The 17,960-nt window shown below is 72.6% G+C and carries 18 protein-coding genes and 1 pseudogene; 10 read left to right on the top strand and 9 right to left on the bottom strand.

The features are described 5' to 3' along the window. Window positions 1-2: 2 nt before the first annotated feature. Window positions 3-653: a response regulator gene (locus ACWDX9_RS00095; RefSeq protein WP_449947078.1), complete on the bottom strand. Its 651-nt coding sequence runs from the start codon at window positions 651-653 to the stop codon at window positions 3-5. Then, window positions 641-1,891: a sensor histidine kinase gene (locus ACWDX9_RS00090; RefSeq protein ID WP_449947076.1), complete on the bottom strand. Its 1,251-nt coding sequence runs from the start codon at window positions 1,889-1,891 to the stop codon at window positions 641-643. Before ACWDX9_RS00090 ends, ACWDX9_RS00095 begins: the two co-directional genes overlap by 13 nt. Window positions 1,892-2,045: 154 nt before the next feature. Here ACWDX9_RS00090 and ACWDX9_RS00085 point away from each other — a divergent pair, with 154 nt between their 5' ends. The 5 genes and pseudogenes from ACWDX9_RS00085 to ACWDX9_RS00065 form a co-directional block, all read left to right on the top strand. Beyond that, complete coding sequence (locus ACWDX9_RS00085; RefSeq protein ID WP_355193846.1) at window positions 2,046-2,225, top strand: hypothetical protein; 180 nt, start codon at window positions 2,046-2,048, stop codon at window positions 2,223-2,225. A 92-nt stretch (window positions 2,226-2,317) separates the two neighbouring features. Beyond that, complete coding sequence (locus tag ACWDX9_RS00080) at window positions 2,318-2,902, top strand: hypothetical protein (RefSeq protein WP_449947073.1); 585 nt, start codon at window positions 2,318-2,320, stop codon at window positions 2,900-2,902. 23 nt (window positions 2,903-2,925) lie between these two features. Further along, window positions 2,926-4,098: a sensor histidine kinase gene (locus tag ACWDX9_RS00075; protein WP_449947071.1), complete on the top strand. Its 1,173-nt coding sequence runs from the start codon at window positions 2,926-2,928 to the stop codon at window positions 4,096-4,098. Next, a complete protein-coding gene (locus ACWDX9_RS00070; RefSeq protein WP_449947070.1) occupies window positions 4,095-4,760 on the top strand; it encodes a response regulator in 666 nt (221 codons plus the stop codon). Before ACWDX9_RS00075 ends, ACWDX9_RS00070 begins: the two co-directional genes overlap by 4 nt. Before the next feature lie 503 nt (window positions 4,761-5,263). Continuing rightward, window positions 5,264-5,551: pseudogene (locus tag ACWDX9_RS00065) on the top strand (GNAT family N-acetyltransferase); the annotation flags it as partial. A gap of 3 nt (window positions 5,552-5,554) precedes the next feature. On the opposite strand, the gene ACWDX9_RS00060 reads toward ACWDX9_RS00065, so the two are convergent. Continuing rightward, window positions 5,555-6,439: a sigma-70 family RNA polymerase sigma factor gene (locus ACWDX9_RS00060; RefSeq protein WP_449947067.1), complete on the bottom strand. Its 885-nt coding sequence runs from the start codon at window positions 6,437-6,439 to the stop codon at window positions 5,555-5,557. Window positions 6,440-6,606: 167 nt separating this feature from the next. On the opposite strand from ACWDX9_RS00060, the gene ACWDX9_RS00055 reads away from it, so the two are divergent. Continuing rightward, the gene (locus tag ACWDX9_RS00055; RefSeq protein WP_449947064.1) at window positions 6,607-6,951 is read left to right on the top strand and encodes a hypothetical protein; all 345 of its coding nucleotides are present in this window, start codon (window positions 6,607-6,609) and stop codon (window positions 6,949-6,951) included. Between the two features lie 23 nt (window positions 6,952-6,974). Here the strand turns inward: ACWDX9_RS00055 and ACWDX9_RS00050 are convergent, their stop codons facing one another. Together ACWDX9_RS00050 and ACWDX9_RS00045 are read right to left on the bottom strand one after the other, a co-directional pair. Continuing rightward, on the bottom strand, window positions 6,975-8,201 hold the full coding sequence (locus tag ACWDX9_RS00050; protein WP_449947062.1) for a S1C family serine protease: 1,227 nt from the start codon (window positions 8,199-8,201) through the stop codon (window positions 6,975-6,977). Between the two features lie 150 nt (window positions 8,202-8,351). Further along, window positions 8,352-8,534 (bottom strand): hypothetical protein, encoded by a 183-nt coding sequence (locus ACWDX9_RS00045; RefSeq protein ID WP_449947061.1) that lies wholly within the window; start codon window positions 8,532-8,534, stop codon window positions 8,352-8,354. Window positions 8,535-8,917: 383 nt separating this feature from the next. On the opposite strand from ACWDX9_RS00045, the gene ACWDX9_RS00040 reads away from it, so the two are divergent. The 3 genes from ACWDX9_RS00040 (at window position 8,918) to ACWDX9_RS00030 (ending at window position 12,567) form a co-directional block, all read left to right on the top strand. Further along, complete coding sequence (locus ACWDX9_RS00040) at window positions 8,918-9,574, top strand: L-2-amino-thiazoline-4-carboxylic acid hydrolase (RefSeq protein WP_449947059.1); 657 nt, start codon at window positions 8,918-8,920, stop codon at window positions 9,572-9,574. A 117-nt stretch (window positions 9,575-9,691) separates the two neighbouring features. Next, window positions 9,692-11,134, top strand: a complete 1,443-nt coding sequence (locus tag ACWDX9_RS00035; RefSeq protein WP_449947056.1) for an MFS transporter — start codon at window positions 9,692-9,694, stop codon at window positions 11,132-11,134. A gap of 11 nt (window positions 11,135-11,145) precedes the next feature. Beyond that, a complete protein-coding gene (locus tag ACWDX9_RS00030) occupies window positions 11,146-12,567 on the top strand; it encodes a serine hydrolase domain-containing protein (RefSeq protein WP_449947053.1) in 1,422 nt (473 codons plus the stop codon). A gap of 198 nt (window positions 12,568-12,765) precedes the next feature. Here ACWDX9_RS00030 and ACWDX9_RS00025 read toward each other — a convergent pair whose 3' ends face one another. The 4 genes from ACWDX9_RS00025 to pdxR all read right to left on the bottom strand — a co-directional run bounded on the left by ACWDX9_RS00025 (window position 12,766) and on the right by pdxR (window position 17,062). Next, complete coding sequence (locus ACWDX9_RS00025) at window positions 12,766-13,575, bottom strand: N-acetylmuramoyl-L-alanine amidase (RefSeq protein WP_449947050.1); 810 nt, start codon at window positions 13,573-13,575, stop codon at window positions 12,766-12,768. 334 nt (window positions 13,576-13,909) lie between these two features. Further along, window positions 13,910-15,127, bottom strand: coding sequence for a winged helix-turn-helix domain-containing protein (locus tag ACWDX9_RS00020; RefSeq protein ID WP_449947047.1), 1,218 nt, complete (start codon window positions 15,125-15,127; stop codon window positions 13,910-13,912). Window positions 15,128-15,167: 40 nt separating this feature from the next. Continuing rightward, window positions 15,168-15,599, bottom strand: a complete 432-nt coding sequence (locus ACWDX9_RS00015; RefSeq protein ID WP_449947045.1) for a hypothetical protein — start codon at window positions 15,597-15,599, stop codon at window positions 15,168-15,170. Window positions 15,600-15,664: 65 nt separating this feature from the next. Beyond that, window positions 15,665-17,062, bottom strand: a complete 1,398-nt coding sequence (gene pdxR / locus ACWDX9_RS00010; RefSeq protein WP_449947042.1) for a MocR-like pyridoxine biosynthesis transcription factor PdxR — start codon at window positions 17,060-17,062, stop codon at window positions 15,665-15,667. A 124-nt stretch (window positions 17,063-17,186) separates the two neighbouring features. On the opposite strand from pdxR, the gene ACWDX9_RS00005 reads away from it, so the two are divergent. Next, window positions 17,187-17,960 (top strand): NAD-dependent epimerase/dehydratase family protein (locus tag ACWDX9_RS00005; protein ID WP_449947040.1); only part of this gene is annotated, 774 nt, incomplete at its 3' end.

The raw sequence follows: 17,960 nt of genomic DNA, 5'->3' as shown, positions 1-17,960 counted from the left end.
CGCTATTTTCCGTTCTCCAGGTAGTGCAGGACGGCCGCCACGCGCCGGTCGGTCCGGTCGGTCGGCGCCAGGTCGAGCTTGGAGAAGATGCTGCGGATGTGCTTGTGCACGGCGCCGTCGGTGACGAACAGCCGCTCGGCGATGGCGGCGTTGCCCAGGCCCTCGGCCATCAGGGCCAGCACGTCGCGCTCGCGCGGGCTGAGCCGGTCGAGCCGGCTGTCGGGCCTGCTGCGGGCCAGCAGCTGCGCGACGACCTCCGGATCGATGGCCGTGCCCCCCTCCGCCACGCGGTGCAGCGCGCCCATGAACTCCTCGACCCGCCCCACCCGTTCCTTGAGCATGTAGCCCAGCCGGGCGCTGCCGTGGGCGAGCAGGTCGGTGGCGAACGCCTGCTCCACGTACGCCGACAGCACGAGCACGGCCAGCTCCGGTTGGCGCCGCCGGGCCTCGACGGCCGCGACGATGCCCTCGTCGGTGTGGGTCGGGGGCATCCGGACGTCCACGATGGCGACGTCCGGCCGGTGGGCGTCGATCGCGGACAGGAAGCCGTCCGGGTCAGGCGCGGTGGCCACGACGTCCAGCCCCTCCGCCCGCAGCAGCAGCGCGAGACCCTCACGCAGGAGCGGGTCGTCCTCGGCGATCACAATCCGCATGGGAGGCTCACATTCATGGTGGTAGGTCCGCCTTCTGGGCTGGTCAGCGCGAAGGTCCCGTCGAGGGCCTCGGCTCGGCGGCGGATCCCGGCCAGCCCCGACCCGCTCCGCTCGTCCGCTCCGCCGCGGCCGTCGTCGGTGATCCGGAGGTCCAGCCGGTCGTCGTGCCGCCGGATCGTGACGGTGGCGTGCCGCGCCTGGCTGTACTTGGCGATGTTGGTGAGCCCCTCGGCCACCACGAAGTAGGCCGTGGCCTCGACGGACGCGGCGCACCTGCCGGGCATGTCGACGTCGATCCGGCAGGGGACGGGGCAGCCGGCGGCCAGGCCGGTCAGCGCGTCGGCGAGGCTCCGGTCCGTCAGCACCGGGGGCAGGATGCTGCGCGAGACCGCGCGGAGCTCGGCCAGCGCCTGCTCGGCGGCGTCCTGCGCGCGTTCGAGCATGGCGTCGGCGGTGGCCGGGTCGCGGGCCAGCGCGCGGCGGGCCGCGCCGAGCATGACGTTGACGGCGACGAGCCGGTTCTGCGTGCCGTCGTGCAGCGATCTCTCGATCCGCCGCAGCTCGGCGGCGTGCGCGTCGAGCGCCTCCGCGCGGGTCGCGGTGAGCTGGGCGACCCGCAGCGCCAGGTCGGTGCTGGGATCGGCGGCCAGCAGCCGCCGCCCCGGCCACGCCTGCAGGCGCGCCATGCCGGGGACGAGGGCCAGCGTCAGCGCGATCCAGCCCACGCTCAGCGCGCCGACCGCGAGGGCGCCCGGGAGGTCGCGCACCACCCAGAGGTCCACGCCCGCCCCGTCCGGCATCAGCCGCCACCACAGCGGGAACGTGAGGTCGCGTACCGCGCTGAGCGGCAGCGTCATGCCGACCGCCCCGAGCAGCAGCCCGAAGAACCCGTGGATCAGCACCCAGTACAGCTCGCGCCGGCTCGCCGGGTTCGCGATCGCCGCCCGCAGCTCGGACGGGACCGGGTCGGGACTGATGACGACGTCAGGCCCCCAGCGGGACAGCCGCCCCCGCTCCCGGTCGGCGACGACGCGCAGCACGTGCAGAGCGGTGGGCACCAGGAGCAGGCCCACGCCGACGAGGCAGGCCAGCGCGGTGATGACCACCACGAACACGGCCAGGATCGCCAGGATCGCGGTGCCGACGCCGCCGACGAGGTGTTCGAGGGCGTCGAGGGTGGCGCGGGTCCGGGCCACCATGTCCCACCGGCGTAAGGGCTCCGCGTCGGGAGTCGGCATCCTCAGACCCTAGGGCATCTCCCAGGACGAAGACGTGATGGCGGACGAACAGTACAGCCTGCTGTACCTCGGGCCGTCTCACTGGCGGGATCGCCCGTGGCGACGGCGATCCGTAGCGTCTTGGGGTGTCACCCGATCTTGTGAGGAGCACGCCATGAACCCCGTCCGTATCCCCCGACCCGTTCTGTGGCTGCTGCTGGCGATCTTCGCGGTCGGCAACATGGTCACCTCCACCTCCGATCTCAACATGCTCGTCGGCATCGGGTTCGGCCTGGCCACGATGGCCTGCGCGGCCGCGCTGATCCAGCAGCACTACGCGCAGCGGCGCGGCTGAGCGACGGATTCGTCCTCGCTCCTGAGAGGGAGGCGCGGAATCGCCCGCACCGGCGATGCCCGAGGACCCCCGCGAGGCCGAGGATCGTCCCCATGAACTCCCGTATCCCCTTCATCGCCGCGCCCCTGCTCGTGCTCGCCTACGGCGTGATCCGGATCCTCGACGGCCTCGACGGCAGCCGGGGTCCAGGCATCGCGTGGACCACCGGCCACCTCGCCTTCATGGCGGCACTCGTCCTGTTCGTCCCCGTCTTCTGGCAGATGCGGCGGATGGCCGGGGGGAACGCGCTGGCCACCGCGAGCGCGACGGCCGGGACCGTCGGCGTCGTGGCGCTGCTCGCGCAGTTCGGCATCGACATCGCGGTCGGGTTCATGTCCGCCGACAACGAGGCGATGGGCGTGCTGTTCGACCGGGTCCAGAGTGTCCCCGGCGTCTCGGTCGTCGTCTACGACGTCGTCCCGCTCCTGTTCTTCGCCGGCCAGCTCGCCCTCGTCGTGCAGCTCGCGGCGCTGCGCCGGGTCAGGGTGTGGACGCCCCTCCTGGTCATGGTCGACCTCATCCTGCCGTTCATCGAGAAGGACCTCATCCCGCTCGGCGCCCTCTGCCTGCTGGTCTCGTTCGTCCCCGTCGCCCGCCAGGTCCCCGCCACGCCCAGGCCCGCCGCCGCGCTCGCATGACGTACGAGGCAAGATGGGATGTCGTGTCCGATCTACAGTTCTTCGCGGCGATTCGCCGGTGGTCGAGCTCGTTGCCGCCGATCTGGGTGGACGCGGCGCTCGCGCTGCTGGTGCTGGTCGCGCAGCTGTGGCCGCTGTTCACCCGCGAGAACCCGTACGGCGGGCCCTGGCACTGGTGGGGCTACGCGGTCGTGGTCACCGCCGCGGTGCCGCTGATCTGGCGGCGCCGCGCGCCGGTGACCGTCCTGGCCGCCAGCCTCATCGCGACCGGACTCTACGACCTCGTCGACGAGGTGGCCGCGCAGCCCATCTGGTACGGCTCGCTCATGGCGCTCTACACCGTGGCCGCCTACTCCGCCAGGTGGCCCCGCCTGATCATGCTGGCCTTCACGATCGCCGGCGGCCTGCTCATCGTCGGCTCCTCCGAGACCGCGATGCGCGGCGTCGTGCTCTTCACCGCCGCCTACGCCATCGGCCGGGCCGCCGCAGCCTCCCGGGCCCACGCCGCCGCGCTTGAGGAACGCACCGTCCAGCTGGCCCGCGAGCGCCAGGCCGAGGCCGAGCGGGCCGCCGAACGCGAGCGGGCCAGGATCGCCCGCGACATGCACGACATCCTGGCCCACGCGGTCAGCCTCATGGTCGTCCAGGCCGAAGCCGGACCGGTGGTGGTCAGGAGCGACCCCGCCAGGGCGGAGGCCGTCTTCGACGCGATCGCCGCCGCGGGGCGCGACGCCATGGTCCAGCTCCGCCGCATGCTGAGCGTGCTCAAGGAGGAAGAGGGCCCGCGGGCGCCGCAGCCGACGATCGCCGCGCTCACCACCTTGGCCGAACAGGTCAGGGCCACCGGTCTCGACGTGACATACTCCGCCTCCGGCGTGCCGGGGCCGCTGACTCCCGACACGGAGATCGCCGCCTACCGGATCACCCAGGAAGCCCTCACCAACATCGTCAAGCACGCGGGCGCGGCCCGTGCCGACATCAGACTCACCTGGCAGGACGACACCCTCATGATCGACATCGCCGACGACGGCCGCGGCTCGGGAAGCTCGCTCCCCTCGGGCGGCCACGGCCTGATCGGCATCCGCGAGCGGGCCGCGGCCTGCGGCGGCACCGCCGACTTCGGCCGGCGCCCCGACGGGCCGGGCTTCCGGGTCCTCGTACGGCTCCCCCTGGCCGGCCGGGCGGTGGCGGCATGAGCGTGCGCGTGGTGGTCGCGGACGACCAGGAGCTGGTACGCGCCGGGTTCAGCATGATCCTCGACGCCCAGCCGGACATCGAGGTCGTCGCCGAGGCGGGAGACGGCGAGCAGGCCGTCACGGCCGTCCGCGAGCACAGTCCCGACCTGCTGCTGCTCGACATCCGCATGCCGGTCATGGACGGCATCGAGGCGGCCAGGATCGTGTGCGCGGACAGCGGCTGCCGCGTCCTCATGCTGACCACGTTCGACCTCGACGACTACGTCTACGACGCGCTGCGCGCGGGGGCGAGCGGGTTCCTGCTGAAGGACGTCCGCCGCGACGACCTCATCCACGCCGTACGGGTGGTGGCGGCCGGCGAGTCACTGCTCGCGCCGTCGGTCACCACGAAGCTGATCGCCGAGTTCACCGCCAGAACGGCCGCCCGTCCCGCCGTGCCGCCGACGGAGCGGCTGGCCGTGCTCACGGCACGCGAGCAGGAGACGCTGCGCATGATCGCCCGCGGCCTGTCCAACGCGGAGATCGCGCAGGCCATGGTGGTCAGCGAGCACACCGTGAAGACCCACGTCAGCAACGTGCTGACCAAGCTGGGGCTGCGGGACCGGGTGCAGGCGGTGATCGCCGCCTACGAGAGCGGCCTGATCGTCCCCGGGGGCGGGTGATCAGGCGGCACTGGCGATAGCGTATGCGTCGGATCCTTCGGGAAGGAGAACGCATTTGCTGGACGCTCACGTGCATGCCTATCTCAGGTCGATGGCGGGGGACCGGGCGGTCCGGTGCGGGCCGTTCACGATCAAGTTCGACGAGCACGACGACGCGCTCCCGTTCAACTACGCCGTTCCCGACGACGACGCCGCGCCCACGGCCGACGAGGTCGCCGCGCTGGTCGAGGCGTTCCGCGCGCGGGCCAGGACGCCCCGCCTGGAATACGTGCCGCAGGTGTCCCCGAAGGTGGAGGACGCCCTGCTCGCGGCCGGGTTCGCCCAGGAGGGGCGCTACCCGCTGCTGGTGTGCCCGCCGGACGAGGTGGTGGAGCGGCCGGTGGACGTACGGGTCGCGCTCGTGACCGAGGACCCCGACCTCTGGCAGGTCGCGCGGGTGATGAACGAGGCGTTCGACGCGCCGGAGCCCACCGGGCACGACATCGCGGTTCCGGCGGGTCCTCGACGGCGGCGGTCTGATCGCGGCCGCCTTCGACGCCGGGGAGGCCGTCGGCGCCGGGCAGCTCGGCCGCCCGCACCAGGGGGTCGCCGAGGTCGCGGGCATCGCGGTGCTGCCCTCGCACCGGCGGCGCGGCATCGCGGGCGCGGTCACGGCGCTGCTGACCCGCGAGTGCGCGGGCGCCGGGGTCACGACCCCGTTCCTCACTCCGGCCGACGACGGCGCCGCGCGGGTCTACGCCCGTGTCGGCTACCGCAAGGTCGGCGAGGCCCTGTACATCTCCCTCCGCTGACGCTCACTCGGCCGGCGCGCTCAGGTCGAGCAGGGCGAGGCGCTCCGGGTCGGTGAGGATCTCCACGGCGACGATCCTGCCGTCGGTGACCGTGAAGCCGAGCACCGACCGCGGCCGGCCGTTCTCCCTGCTGACGAGCCCGACGATGCCGTTGACCAGCACCGGCTCCACCGTGTAATCGTGTGCGAACCGCTGGAAGCGCGTCGCCTCGCCGGCCACGGCCGCCGCGCCGGTGATCGTCCACATCCCGGCCGCGGCCCCGATGTCCACGCGCATCACGACGTCCGGATCGAGCACACCCAGCAGCGCCTCGAAGTCGCCGTCGCGCGCGGCGGCCAGGAAGGCGTCCACGACCTGGCGCTGCCGGCCCGGGTCGGGGTCGGGCGACGGGACCGTCCCGCGTACGCGCTGCCGGGCCCGGCTCGCGAGCTTCTTCGCCGTCGCGGGAGTGCGGTCCACGATCGGGGCGATCTGCTCGAACGGCACCGCGAACATGTCGTGCAGCACGAACGCCAGTCGCTCCGCCGGGCTGAGCGACTCCAGCACCACGAGCAGCGCCAGCCCGACCGAGTCGGCGATCAGCGCCTGCTGCTCGGGGTCGCCCCCGTCCTCAGGGCTGATGACCGGGTCGGGCAGCCGCAGCTCCAGCGGGTCCTCGCGCCGTGACGTACGCGTGCGCAGCATGTCCAGGCAGACCCGGCCGACGACCGTGGTGAGCCAACCGCCCAGATTGTCGATCTCACCCGAGTCCGTACGGCTGAGCCGCAACCACGACTCCTGGACGGCGTCCTCGGCCTCGGCGAGGGAGCCGAGCATCCGGTAGGCCACCGCCTTGAGATGGGTACGGTGCTCCTCGAATCGGTCGGCCAGAAAGTCGTCGGCGTCCACGGTCACATCCTCGATCAGGGCTCTTACCTACCTGACGGCGCAGCCCCGCCAAAGGTGACAGGCGATCGCGGTCACCTTCTCGCCTCCCGCTCCGGCGGATCACCGAGAACGCGCCGGACGAGCTGTCGGTCTGGTTCAACCGGGTCCAGCTCCCCGACGGGCCGCCCATGGTGGCCGTGGACGCCGCCTACCTGGGCGACGCCGTCGAGGGTGGCGCGCTGCTGGCCGCCCTGGACAAGATCGACGGAGCTGTCGTGGACAAGCGGGCCGTGCTGCCGGTCGCGAACCTGGCCGACATCACCGCCGAGCCGACCGACCCCGCTCCCGCCATGGCCCGTGCCGAGCTGGTCGGGGAGCTGCGCGTCAGCGGGCGCAAGCCGTACACGTTCCTGGCCGCGGGGGAGCGGGCGGCGTACGCCTTCGACGAGGGGACCCTGGCCCGGCTGCGCGAGCTCAAGCGCGCCCGCGACCCGCAGGGCGTGTTCCGCGCGAACTTCCCGGTCAGCGCCTGACCGGGAAGTTCGCGGGAGACGGGTTACTTCTTCTCCTCCATGGTCACGGTCACGGTGTCGGTCTTGCCGTCCCGCTGGTACGTGACCGGCACCTGCTGGCCGACCTTGAACCCGCGGACCTGGCCCACCACCGTGTCGCCGCCGGCGACCGCCGTGTCACCGATCTTGGTGATCAGGTCCCCCTGCTTCAGCCCGGCCTTCTCGGCCGGGCTGCCGGCGCTCACCTGGCGGACCAGCGCGCCCGGCACGTCGCCGGTGGCGTCGGTGACGCTCACCCCGAGGAAGGCGTGGGTCACCTTGCCGTTGCTGATGAGCTGCTCGGAGACCTGCTTGGCGGTATTCACCGGGATCGCGAAGCCGAGGTTGACGCCGTCGGCGGCGACCGCGCTGTTGATGCCGACCAGCTCGCCGGCCGCGTTCACCAGGGCGCCGCCGGAGTTGCCCGGGTTGATCGCCGCGTCCGTCTGGATCATGCCGCCGAGCGTGGTCGGCTCCTCGGCCTGGCTCTGCCCCTGCCCGCCCAATCCCGGCGGGAGCTGCTGGTCGCCCCGGCCGCCGCCGGCAGTCACCGTACGGTCGAGCGCGCTGATGATGCCGGACGTCACGGTCCCGTCCAGGCCGAGCGGGCTGCCGATGGCCAGCACGTCGTCCCCCACCTTGAGCTGGTCGCTGTCGCCCAGCGTGACCTTGGCCAGCCCCGACACGTCCGCGGTCCGGATGACGGCGAGGTCGGTGGCCGGGTCGGTGCCGACCACGGTGGCCTTGGCCGTCTTGCCGTCGCTGAACTTCACCGTCAGCTGCCTGCCCTGGCCGCTCACCACGTGGTTGTTGGTGAGGATCAGCCCGTCCTCCGACAGCACCACGCCGGAGCCCTCGGCGGACTGCCCCTGGATCATCACGACCGACGGCTGCACCTTCTCCGCCACCTGCGCGACCGTGAGCTGACCGGAGGCCGTGCGGAAGACCGGGCTCGCCACGGTCTTGGTGACCGTCGGGATCGGCTGCCCGGCGCCGGCGACGTAGGCGCCGACGGCGCCGCCCCCGAGCGCGGTCGCCGTCAGCGCCGCGAACGCCGCCAGCGCCAGCCCGGCGACCGCCTTGCGCGTGAGCACGAACCCGGCCCGTCGCTGCGGCGGCGGAGGAGGCGGCAGCACCGGCCCGGGCCGGGTGAAGGTCCCGGTGGTGGGCGGCTTGTCACCGAACTGGCTCCAGCCGCCGGCACTGTCCTCGCGAGGGGCGTTCGCGTCCATGTCATCTCCTAGAGTCCCGATGACACCAGCGTGACGAACGGCGAGTAAGTCCTGCTTAAGCCCAAGATCTCCGTGCCCGGCGCACCCTGACGCCCGCCTTATCGCCGCAGGCCGCGACGGTCTCGCCACGGGCGGAACAGCCGGAGAAATCTAGCCGGCCATCGCCGCGATGCCCGACGTCAGCGAGCGGGGCCGGCGGGTGGCGTTGTGGTTCGGGGTGATCTTCTGGGGCGGGTGCTGCCTGCCGCTCATGGCGGGGGCGATCCTGCGCCTGCGGTCGGCGCTGGGCTCGGACCTGGGGTTCACGGCGGTGGCGGTGGCCGGGGCGGTCATGTTCGCCACGCTGTCGCTGTTCGACCTGGTGGTGCTCGACTGGATCGTGCTCGTGGGCTGCGGCCCGGGCTCCTGGTGCTGCCGGGCACCGAGGGCATGTCCGAGTATCGCGACCTGGGCTTCCACACGGTCGAGGCGCTCAAGGGCAGCCCGTTGGTCGTGGTCGTGGGGCTGGCCGCCGGAGGCGTGGTCGCCCTGGCCGAGGCGCTCGCCTGAACGATCAATCGCTAGACTGGCCGGGACAACATCAACTCAAGCTTGTCAGCGCCTGGTAGGTCGGTGGAGCGCGCTGGCGTGCTCGCTCGGTCGCGAGCACGGCCAGTCACGCCTCCGGGCGAGATCGCGGCCGTGTACGGACCGAGCACCGTACCGAAAGGACCGCAATGTCCACCGACCAGTTCGGGCTCTCCGGCGGCGACTACGTTCCCGACCCCGATGGCGACACCGCCCTCCTCCTCGACGGCTTCTACGACCACCTCGCCCGCGAGCACGGCGATCTCGTCTCCGCCATGCGAGCGCGTCACGAGGAGCTCGAAGCGGCGAACCGGCACCTGATCGTCGACGAGCCCGCCCGCCACAACCTGCGCATGACCCTGGCCCTCGTGGCCGCGTACGAGCTGCTGCTGCCCAGGCTGGGCCGGCCGGCGACGATCGACGCCGTGCGCGCGGCGTTCGTCGAGCCGCTCGGCGAGGCCACCCGGCAGGGCACCCTGGCCATGCTGGACAGCGCTCCCGACCCGTTCCTGGCCATGGTGGCGGTGTCCAAGTCGCGCGAGGAGCACGCGTTCGGCAAGGGGTTCGTCTTCGACCGGCCGGCCGACGACGACCGGCGCTATCACGTCGACGTCCGCCGGTGCTTCTATCACGACGTGCTGACCGCCAACGGGGCTCCCGAGCTGACCCCGATCATGTGCGCGTTCGACGCCAACTGGATCGAGGCCATCGAGCCTGGCAGGCACGGCTTCGCGTTCGAGCGCCGCACCACCATCGGCCTGGGCGGCAGCCACTGCCCGTTCCACTTCACCCGCAACCAGGACTGACCCGGTAGGGGCGGGCCCGCGTCCGGACGCGGGCCCGCCTCGGTTGCGTACGCTACTCCCTTGTGCGTACAGTGTTCGCATGACGAGGACAACGTACTCGCAGTCTGGGAGAGTCTGATGCATGCACGTGATTCGCGCCGCTGGTTGATCCTGGTGGTGCTGTGTCTCAGCACGCTCGTGCTGGTGATCGACAACATGGTGCTCTCGGTGGCGATCCCGCCGCTGACCGCCGACCTGGGCGCGAGCGCGCAGGACATCCAGTGGATCCTGGACTCGTACATCCTGGTCTTCGCCGGGTTGCTGCTGACGGCGGGCAGCCTGTCCGACCGGTTCGGCAGGCGCAGGGTCATGATCATCGGGCTGGCCCTGTTCGGGGTGGCCTCGCTGGCGGCCGCCTACGCCGCCGATCCGGTGACGCTGATCGCCGCCCGCACGGTGATGGGCATCGGCGGCGCGCTCATCATGCCGAGCACCCTGTCGATCCTGATCATCGTGTTCGACGAGCGGGAGAGGCGCAAGGCGATGGCCGCCTGGAGCGCGGTCGCCATGGTCGGCCTGGTCGGCGGGCCGGTGCTGGGCGGCGCGCTGATCGCCTGGTTCTGGTGGGGCGCCGTCTTCCTGATCAACGTGCCGATCGCGGCGCTGGCCATCGTCGCCTCGCTGGTGCTCATGCCCGAGTCCAGGGGCCCGCAGACCAAGCCGGATCCGATCGGCGCCGTGCTGTCGGTGGCCGGCATGTCGGCGCTGGTCTGGACGATCATCGAGCTGCCGCACGGCCTGTCCGTGCCGGCGCTGGCCGTGGCGGTCGTCGCGCTCGCCGGGTTCGTGCTCTGGGAGCTGCGTACGCCGCACCCCATGGTCCCGCTCGGCCTGTTCCGCAACCGCACCTTCAGCGGCGGCAGCTTCTCGCTCACCCTGGTCCAGATCGGCAACGGCGGCCTGCTGCTGGTGCTCACCCAGTACCTGCAGTACGTCCTCGGCTACACGCCCACCGAGTCGGGCCTGGCCTTCATCCCGATGGCCGTCGCCTCCCTTGCCTGCAACACCCTCGGCGCGACCCTCGGCGCGCGGATCGGCAACCGTCAGCTGATCGTCACCGGGTTCGCCGTGAGCGCCGGCGGATTCGCGCTGCTGAGCACCCTCGACGCGTCGAGCGGCCCGGCCACCGCGGCCGTTTCGCTGCTCCTCATGGGCGCCGGCGGCGGCCTGGCCATGCCCGCCGCGGTCTCCGCCCTCATGGGGACGATCCCGGCCGAGCACGCCGGCGTCGGTTCGGCCCTGAACGACACCATCCAGCAGGCCGGCGCCGCCCTCGGCATCGCCGTCCTGGGCAGCGTCCTCGCCAGTGCCTACACCGCGGCCATGCCCGCGACCGCGCCGGCGGCGGCCCGCCTCTCGATCGGGAGCGCGCTCGGCCTCGGCGACGCCGGGATCGCGGCCGCCGCCCGCGACGCCTTCACCACGGCCATGTCGTCCGCCTTCCTCATCAGCGCCGCCGGCGTGGTGGCGGCCGCCGTACTGGCCCTGCTGGTGATGCCCAAGAAGACCGCCTCGATCTAAGGAGAAAGATCATGAACCTGAACTGGAACGCCACCGGCGACTGGGGCACGCTGGACTCGACCGGCCGCGGCTTCTACGTCGAGCACTGGCAGCGGCGGCTCGACGAGCTGTGCGCCGCCCACCACGTGCCCGGCGCGACCCTGGCGGTGCTGACCGGCGGAAACATCCACGAACTGGCCACCGGCGTGCTGAACCGCGCGACCGGCGTGCCGATGACCCCCGACTCGGTGTTCCTGTCCGGCTCGATCGCCAAGGTCTATACCGCGACGCTGGTCATGCAGCTTGTCGGCGAGGGAAGGCTGGACCTGGACGCCCGGGTGGTGGACATGCTGCCGGAGTTCGCCACTCCCGACGAGGAGGCCACCAAGGTGATCACCGTCCGGCAGTTGCTCAGCCACACCGGCGGGGTCACCAACGACTTCAATCACGACTCCGGCCGGGGCGACGACTGCCTGGCCAAGTACGTCGAGGCGGCCCGGGGCGTGGCGCTGGACTGCCGGCCCGGCATGGCCGTCTCCTACGGCGGCCTCGGCTACATCGTGCTCGGCCGCCTCGTCGAGGTGCTGACCGGCAAGACCTGGGACCAGGCGCTGCGGGACATGGTGTTCACGCCGCTCGGGCTCGAACGCTCCATGACGCTGCAGGAGGAGGCGCTCCGGTTCCGCGCGGCGATGAGCCACCTGGGGGAGCCGGGACAGGACCCCGACCCGGCGCCCGTCTGGGACATGATGCCGCGTTCGGCCGGCCCGGCCGGGCGGATCATCACCTCGTCCGGCGACCTCGTCCGCTTCGCCCAGACGCACCTGGCCGGCGGCCTGGCTCCCGACGGCACGCGCGTGATGCCCGCGGACGCGGTGGCGGCCATGCAGCGGCGCGAGGTGGACGTCCCGGACAAGTGGACCGTCAGCGCGGACGGCTGGGGCCTGGGCTGGACCCTCTACGACTGGGACGGGGTCTTCGGCTACGGCCACGACGGCGCCGCCATCGGCCAGTACGCCTACCTGCGCGTCGTCCCGCAGGCCGGCGTGGCCGTCGCGCTCATGACCAACGGGGGCGGGGCCCGGCAGGTGTACGCCGCCCTGTTCCGCGAGCTGCTGACCGAGCTGGCCGGGGTACGCATGCCGGACGCGTTCGGCCCGCCGGCGCAGCCGCCTGCGGTGGACATGGCGCCGTTCGTGGGCACGTACAAGCGCGAGGGCGTCGTCATCACGATCAGCCCGAGCCGGATCCGGTACGAGTTCGTCGACGGCATGAAGGACCTGTCGCCGCCGCTGGAGGCCGATCTGACCCCGGTCTCGGAGACGGTGTTCGCGGCCTCGGGCATCGGGGCTTCGTTCAGCGAGGACTACATGCCCGTCGTCTTCTCGACCCTGCCCGACGGGACCCCGGTGTGCTACGTCGGGATGCGCGCCACACCGAAGGTATCCGGCTGACCGACGGCGGCTGCGCTCGACCGCCGGTAAGCGCCCCCGGCCAACCGACGCCCGCTGCGCTCGACTGACGGTAAGCGCGCCCGGTTGACCGGCGGCAGGTGCACCCAGCCGCCGGGCTCATGCCGTCAGGCCGATTGCCGTTGGGGCCCTGGGCGTCGGGGCCCGGACCGTTGGGTGGGGGGTAGGGGTGTCGCGGGGTCAGACGCGGAGGAGGGACGGCCAGGTCTTCGGGCCGACGACGCCGTCCGCGCCGATGCCCTCCGCCTGCTGGAAGCCGCGGACCAGCTCGACCAGCCCCGGGTCGCAGCGGGTGGACTTGAGCCAGTCCTCCAGCCCCACCTGCGCGTACGCGGACACGGGAACTCGGCCCCGGGCGAACAGGCAGCCTCTGACGGTCTTGACGTCAAAGCTGTCGTCACCCGGCCGGACCATAGGCAGTTGCTTCACGATCTCCTCCGTCCAGGACGTTGGGTCAGGCGCGGGGGCGCCTTGGATGAGGGCGGCGACGGCCGCCCGGAAGTCGTTCATGTCGATGGAGTGCGGGTCCGGCTTGGAGGTGTTGACCTCCCGGTGCGCCTTCACGCGCGAGGCGGGCAGCCCGAACTCGCGGCACAACTCCGCGCACAACCGGATGTACGCGTCCTTCTGGACATCGGGCCAGGGCTGGGTGCCGTCGTTCTCCGCCTCGATGCCGAGGGAGGCGGAGTTGGTGTGCATCGTCGAGGTCGAAGGCGCGTTGTGCCAGCAACGCCCGGCGGCGATGACGTAGATGTGGCCGGACCTTCCGAGCCCGAACTGGGACAGCGGCCCGTCGAGGCCGGGGCGGCCGTCGCGGACCACCGCGAGCGACGGGTAGTCGCCGCCGCCGGCGAGGCCTGCGGTGTGGTGGCACACGACGCCCTGCACCTGGGGCTGCGGGCCGTGGCCGCGGGTCTGCCACCCGGCCACTTCGGTCACGGGGAATCCTGTGCGGCGGGCGACGTCGGCCAGCTGGGTCAGGTACGGCATAGGGACCTCCCTCAAGCTTTTCGATGAGTCTCGCAACCGCCGATTAACGAAAAGTAGTCATGAGATTGCTATATGTGATCACAGCAGGGTAAAGGCGTGATCGCCGCGCTGAGCGGGGTTTCGGGGCGACACGGCACCGTCGCGCGGGCGATGGGCTGGGAGACGTCGTCGCTGGTCAGACGTCCTGTGCGGATCCATCGCCGGATGCTGCGGGCGGTGACGGGGTGGATGACTACGGCTTCCCTGGTGATGCGGGGCGGATGCTGACGGATCTTTAGCATGCCCTACTTGCCCGTGATCGAGGGAATCGAACGGGGATGCGCGATGCCGCAGCTCAGCCTGAGACGGCCCGCCAGGGCGCCGGCACGGTGGCCGCGTAGGCGACCTCGCGGGCCCCCGCGAACACGGCCAACTCGGTCACCGCCTCCCCGATGGCCCGGACGGAGACCTCGTCGCCCGGGAGGCCGGGCTCCGGGAACAGGCCCTCGATCTCCAGCACCTGCTTGCGCCGGTCGAAGCGGGGCACCAGTCGCCCGATGAGCCGCTCGCCGTGCAGGATCGGCATGATGTAGTAGCCGTAGCGCCGCTTGTGCTTGGGCACGTACATCTCCGTACGGAACTCGAAACCCCACAGCCGCTCGGTGCGCGCCCGATCGCAGATGAGGTTGTCGAACGGCGACAGCAGCGTGGTGCGCGGCTGCCACTCGCGCTCCAGCAGCCCGAGGACGTCACGGTGCACGTGCCAGCGCTCGGTGCCGCCCTCGATCTCGGCCGGCACCACGCGGCCGGAGCGCTGGAGCTCGTCCAGGACCTCGGGGAGCTCGGGGTAGCGATCGCGGATGAAGTGGCGCTCGATGTCGGCCACGCGGGCCACGCCGAGGGCGCGCAGCGCGTGCTCGGCCGCCAGCGACACCGCCTCCCGCCGGGGCAGCGGGGTGGCGTCGGCCCAGGCGGGCAGCCAGCGCTCGGCCAGGTCCCAGTGGCGCGTGCGGCCCGCCCGGCCGGCCACCATGATGCTGCCCTGGAACCACAGGAAGTCGAGCATCCGCTCGACGCTGCGGCCGTTGGTCCACCCGCTCGACTGCCAGGGCACGCTCGTGAGGTCGTCGAACGCCCCCGGCGGCAGCGGCCCGGCAGTGCCTAAGCGGTCGAGGACGTGCTGCCGCAGCCCGTCGTTGGCCTCCATCCAGCCGCGCACCCGTTGCGCGTGCGGGGACTCGCCCGTCGCGTAGCCGCGCATCATGACGTGGTGGATCGGATAGTCCTCCGCCAGCACGATCGACGCGGCGTGCGCCCAGTATTCGAAGAGCCAGCGCTCCTGCCACAGCAGCGTGTCGAGGTCGGCGCGGTCGTAGCCGCCGAGCCTGCTCCAGAGCACCAGGAAGTGGCTGCGGGCCACCGCGTCGATCGGGTCGAGCTGCAGGCACCGCAGCGTGCGCAGCACCTGCCGCAGCCCGTCGAGGCCGCCGCCGGGACGCGGGCCGGCCAGGTGCTGGCACGTCACGGCCAGGCGTCGCGCGCTCTCCAGGCTGAGGGCCAGCGGGTTCGGCATGCCGGCAGTTTACTCGAAAACACGTTCGTACGAGACGGGTTCAGAGCATCTCCGACAGCGTCTCGGCGCCCACGGCGACCAGCGTCACGGCCACCGAGACCACGGCCACGACGAGGAACGGGACGGCCCTGGAATCGGCCCTGTTCCACGCCGCATATTCCTGCACGAATCTGGAGCAGACCGTGACGCAGCCGATGGCGCCCGTCACGATCACACCGGCGACGCTCGTCCCCCCGACCATGTCGGCGACCAGGAAGAAGTAGATCAGCTCGAAGACGGCCAGCGTGATCGCCGTGACCGGTCCCCACTCCCGCCACACCGAGCGGCGCTGCGCGGCGTCCGCCCTGGCCTGGTGCGCCATCCGCCGGCGCTGCCGTTGGGTCAGGCGCCGGCGCTTCTCCGGAGGCGCCGACACGAACCTGCCCGCCTGCCGGCGGGCGCGCCTTCTCAGCCGCCGCTCACTCGTGACCATGTCCGCCTTTCCCCCGGGGACCCCGTGTTGATGAGAAAACGAGTCAGGCGAACGCGGGGTTCCGGTCAGAGCCGGCGCAGGCCGCGGATCAGCGCGTCGAGCGCGGCGGGGTAGGAGTGGGCCGGCGGCGTGGCGTACCCGACGACCAGCGACGGCGGGTGCCGGTCGCGGTCGCCGCGCAGGTACTCGCCCAGCGGATGCACCTCGACCGAGGCCGCCCGCGCCGCCTCCACGACGGCCCGCTCCGACGGCGCGGAGGGCAGTTCGAGCAGGGCGTGCAGGCCGGCGTCGATGCCGCGTACCCGGGCGTCCGGCAGGCCGGATCGCACGGCGGCGACCAGCGTGTCCCGGCGCCGCTGGTAACCGCGGCGCATCGTGCGCAGGTGGCGGTCGTAGTCGCCCAGCTCGATCATGCGCGCGAGGGCCAGCTGCTCCAGGGGCCGGGTCTCGCGCGCCCGCCGCTTGGCCTCCGTGAGCGGCTCCAGCAGCAGGGGCGGGCAGGCGATCCAGCCCAGCCGGACGGCGGGGCCGATGGTCTTGCTGGTCGAGCCCGCGTACACGATCCTGGACGGGCGGCGCGACTGGAGCGCGGCGATCGGATGCCGGTCATAGCGAAACTCGCCGTCGTAGTCGTCCTCGACGATCCAGCCGAGGCTGTCGTCCGCCCATTCCAGCAGCTCGGAGCGGCGCTCCGGCGCCATGCTCACACCCAGCGGGAACTGGTGCGCCGGCGTGCAGACGGCCACCTCGGCGCCCGAGTCGCGCAGCGCGTCCACGCGCAGGCCCGCCGCGTCCACGGGAACGGCGGCGACGCGCAGCCGGCCGGCCAGGAGGCGGACGTGGTCGCCGATGGCCGGGTCCTCCATGCCCGCCGTACGCACGCCGAGCTCGGTGAAGACCTCCGCCAGCAGGCCGAGCGCCTGCGTGTACCCGGAGCAGACGATCAGGTTCGCGGGATCGACCCGGACGCCGCGGGTCCGGCCGAGATACGACGCCAGCGCCGTGCGCAGCTCGATGCGCCCCCGCGGATCGCCGAACCCGAACACCTCGGTCGGCGCCTCCCGCAGGACGTGCCGCATCGCCCGGGCCCACGCCTCGCGGGGGAACGCGTACGCGTCCGGCCGCCCGGGCCGCAGGTCGTGGCGCCCCGACGCGGCGGCCTCCGCCGAGCCCGCCGACCTCCCGGAACGGGCCGGGGCCTCCGCGGTGCCCGCCGCCACGCGGGTGCCCGAGCCCTGCCGCGCCGTCAGCCAGCCCTCGGCCACCAGCTGCTCGTACGCCTGCGTCACCGTCCCCCGCGACAGCCCCAGCTGGGAGGCGAGATCGCGGCTCGACGGCAGGCGTGTGCCGGCCACGAGCCGCCCGCCGCGGATCGCGGACCGCAGCGCCTCCTCCAGCGCCCTGCCACGAGAACCCCAGCCGGGCAGCTCCAGCAGGAGCTCGGGCCCGAGCGCGTCGGTCATGTAAATGGTCCAATTTTCCGGCCGATGACTGGACCATAATACTGGGACAGTTGTCTCCTAGCCTGGCCGTGCGAGCGCCGATCCGCCCGACCGCCCGCGCCGCCCAACGCAAGGAAACCTCCGCATGCACGTCTTCGTCGCCGGTGCCGCCGGCGCCATCGGCCGTTACCTCGTCCCCCTGCTGGTCGAGGCCGGTCACCGCGTCACGGGCAGCTCCCGTACCGACTCGGGCCTCGACCGGCTGCGCGCCCACGGCGCCGGCGCCGTACGGCTGGACGTCTTCGACGCCGAGGCGGTCGCCCGCGCGGTGGCCGAGGCCGCGCCCGACGCGATCGTCCACCAGCTGACCGCGCTGAACGGCGGCACCCCCGCCGACAACGGCCGCATCCGCAGGATCGGCACCCGCAACCTGGTCGACGCCGCCGAGCGGGCCGGCGTGCGCCGCATCGTCGCCCAGTCCATCGCCTGGGCGTACGAGGCGGGCGACGCCCCGGCCACGGAGGACACGCCGCTGGACGTGACCGCGCCCGCGCCGCGCTCGGGCGTCGTCGGCGGCGTCCAGGCGCTCGAAGAGGCGGTCGCGGAGCTGGACGAGCACGTCGTGCTGCGCTACGGCCTCTTCTACGGACCCGGCACGTGGTACCGGCCCGGCGGCCTCGTGGCGGACGTGCTGCGCAACGGCGGCCCCACCGACGACCCGGCCTCGGTCTTCCTCAGCGGCCTGGCCGCAGACGGCGCGGTCAGCTCGTTCGTGCACGTCGAGGACGCGGCCGAGGCGACCGTCGCCGCGCTGCGCTGGCCGAGCGGGACCGTCAACATCGTGGACGACGAGCCCGCGCCCGCCCGCGAGTGGCTGCCCGCGCTGGCCGCCGCCGTCGGGGCTCCCGCCCCCGCGCCC

It is taken from the genome of Nonomuraea sp. NPDC003201, assembly GCF_053590415.1.
The sequence above is the reverse complement of the archived record's forward strand: the minus strand, read 5'-3'. Positions and strand labels throughout refer to the sequence as shown.

Coding starts and splice junctions, on each gene's coding strand:
- ACWDX9_RS00095 (WP_449947078.1), bottom strand. CDS start 653: ATGCGGATTGTGATCGCCGAGGACGACCCGCTCCTGCGTGAGGGTCTC.
- ACWDX9_RS00090 (WP_449947076.1), bottom strand. CDS start 1,891: ATGCCGACTCCCGACGCGGAGCCCTTACGCCGGTGGGACATGGTGGCC.
- ACWDX9_RS00085 (WP_355193846.1), top strand. CDS start 2,046: ATGAACCCCGTCCGTATCCCCCGACCCGTTCTGTGGCTGCTGCTGGCG.
- ACWDX9_RS00080 (WP_449947073.1), top strand. CDS start 2,318: ATGAACTCCCGTATCCCCTTCATCGCCGCGCCCCTGCTCGTGCTCGCC.
- ACWDX9_RS00070 (WP_449947070.1), top strand. CDS start 4,095: ATGAGCGTGCGCGTGGTGGTCGCGGACGACCAGGAGCTGGTACGCGCC.
- ACWDX9_RS00055 (WP_449947064.1), top strand. CDS start 6,607: ATGGTGGCCGTGGACGCCGCCTACCTGGGCGACGCCGTCGAGGGTGGC.
- ACWDX9_RS00050 (WP_449947062.1), bottom strand. CDS start 8,201: ATGGACGCGAACGCCCCTCGCGAGGACAGTGCCGGCGGCTGGAGCCAG.
- ACWDX9_RS00045 (WP_449947061.1), bottom strand. CDS start 8,534: ATGACCGCCCCGGCCACCGCCACCGCCGTGAACCCCAGGTCCGAGCCC.
- ACWDX9_RS00040 (WP_449947059.1), top strand. CDS start 8,918: ATGTCCACCGACCAGTTCGGGCTCTCCGGCGGCGACTACGTTCCCGAC.
- ACWDX9_RS00035 (WP_449947056.1), top strand. CDS start 9,692: ATGCATGCACGTGATTCGCGCCGCTGGTTGATCCTGGTGGTGCTGTGT.
- ACWDX9_RS00030 (WP_449947053.1), top strand. CDS start 11,146: ATGAACCTGAACTGGAACGCCACCGGCGACTGGGGCACGCTGGACTCG.
- ACWDX9_RS00025 (WP_449947050.1), bottom strand. CDS start 13,575: ATGCCGTACCTGACCCAGCTGGCCGACGTCGCCCGCCGCACAGGATTC.
- ACWDX9_RS00020 (WP_449947047.1), bottom strand. CDS start 15,127: ATGCCGAACCCGCTGGCCCTCAGCCTGGAGAGCGCGCGACGCCTGGCC.
- ACWDX9_RS00015 (WP_449947045.1), bottom strand. CDS start 15,599: ATGGTCACGAGTGAGCGGCGGCTGAGAAGGCGCGCCCGCCGGCAGGCG.
- pdxR (WP_449947042.1), bottom strand. CDS start 17,062: ATGACCGACGCGCTCGGGCCCGAGCTCCTGCTGGAGCTGCCCGGCTGG.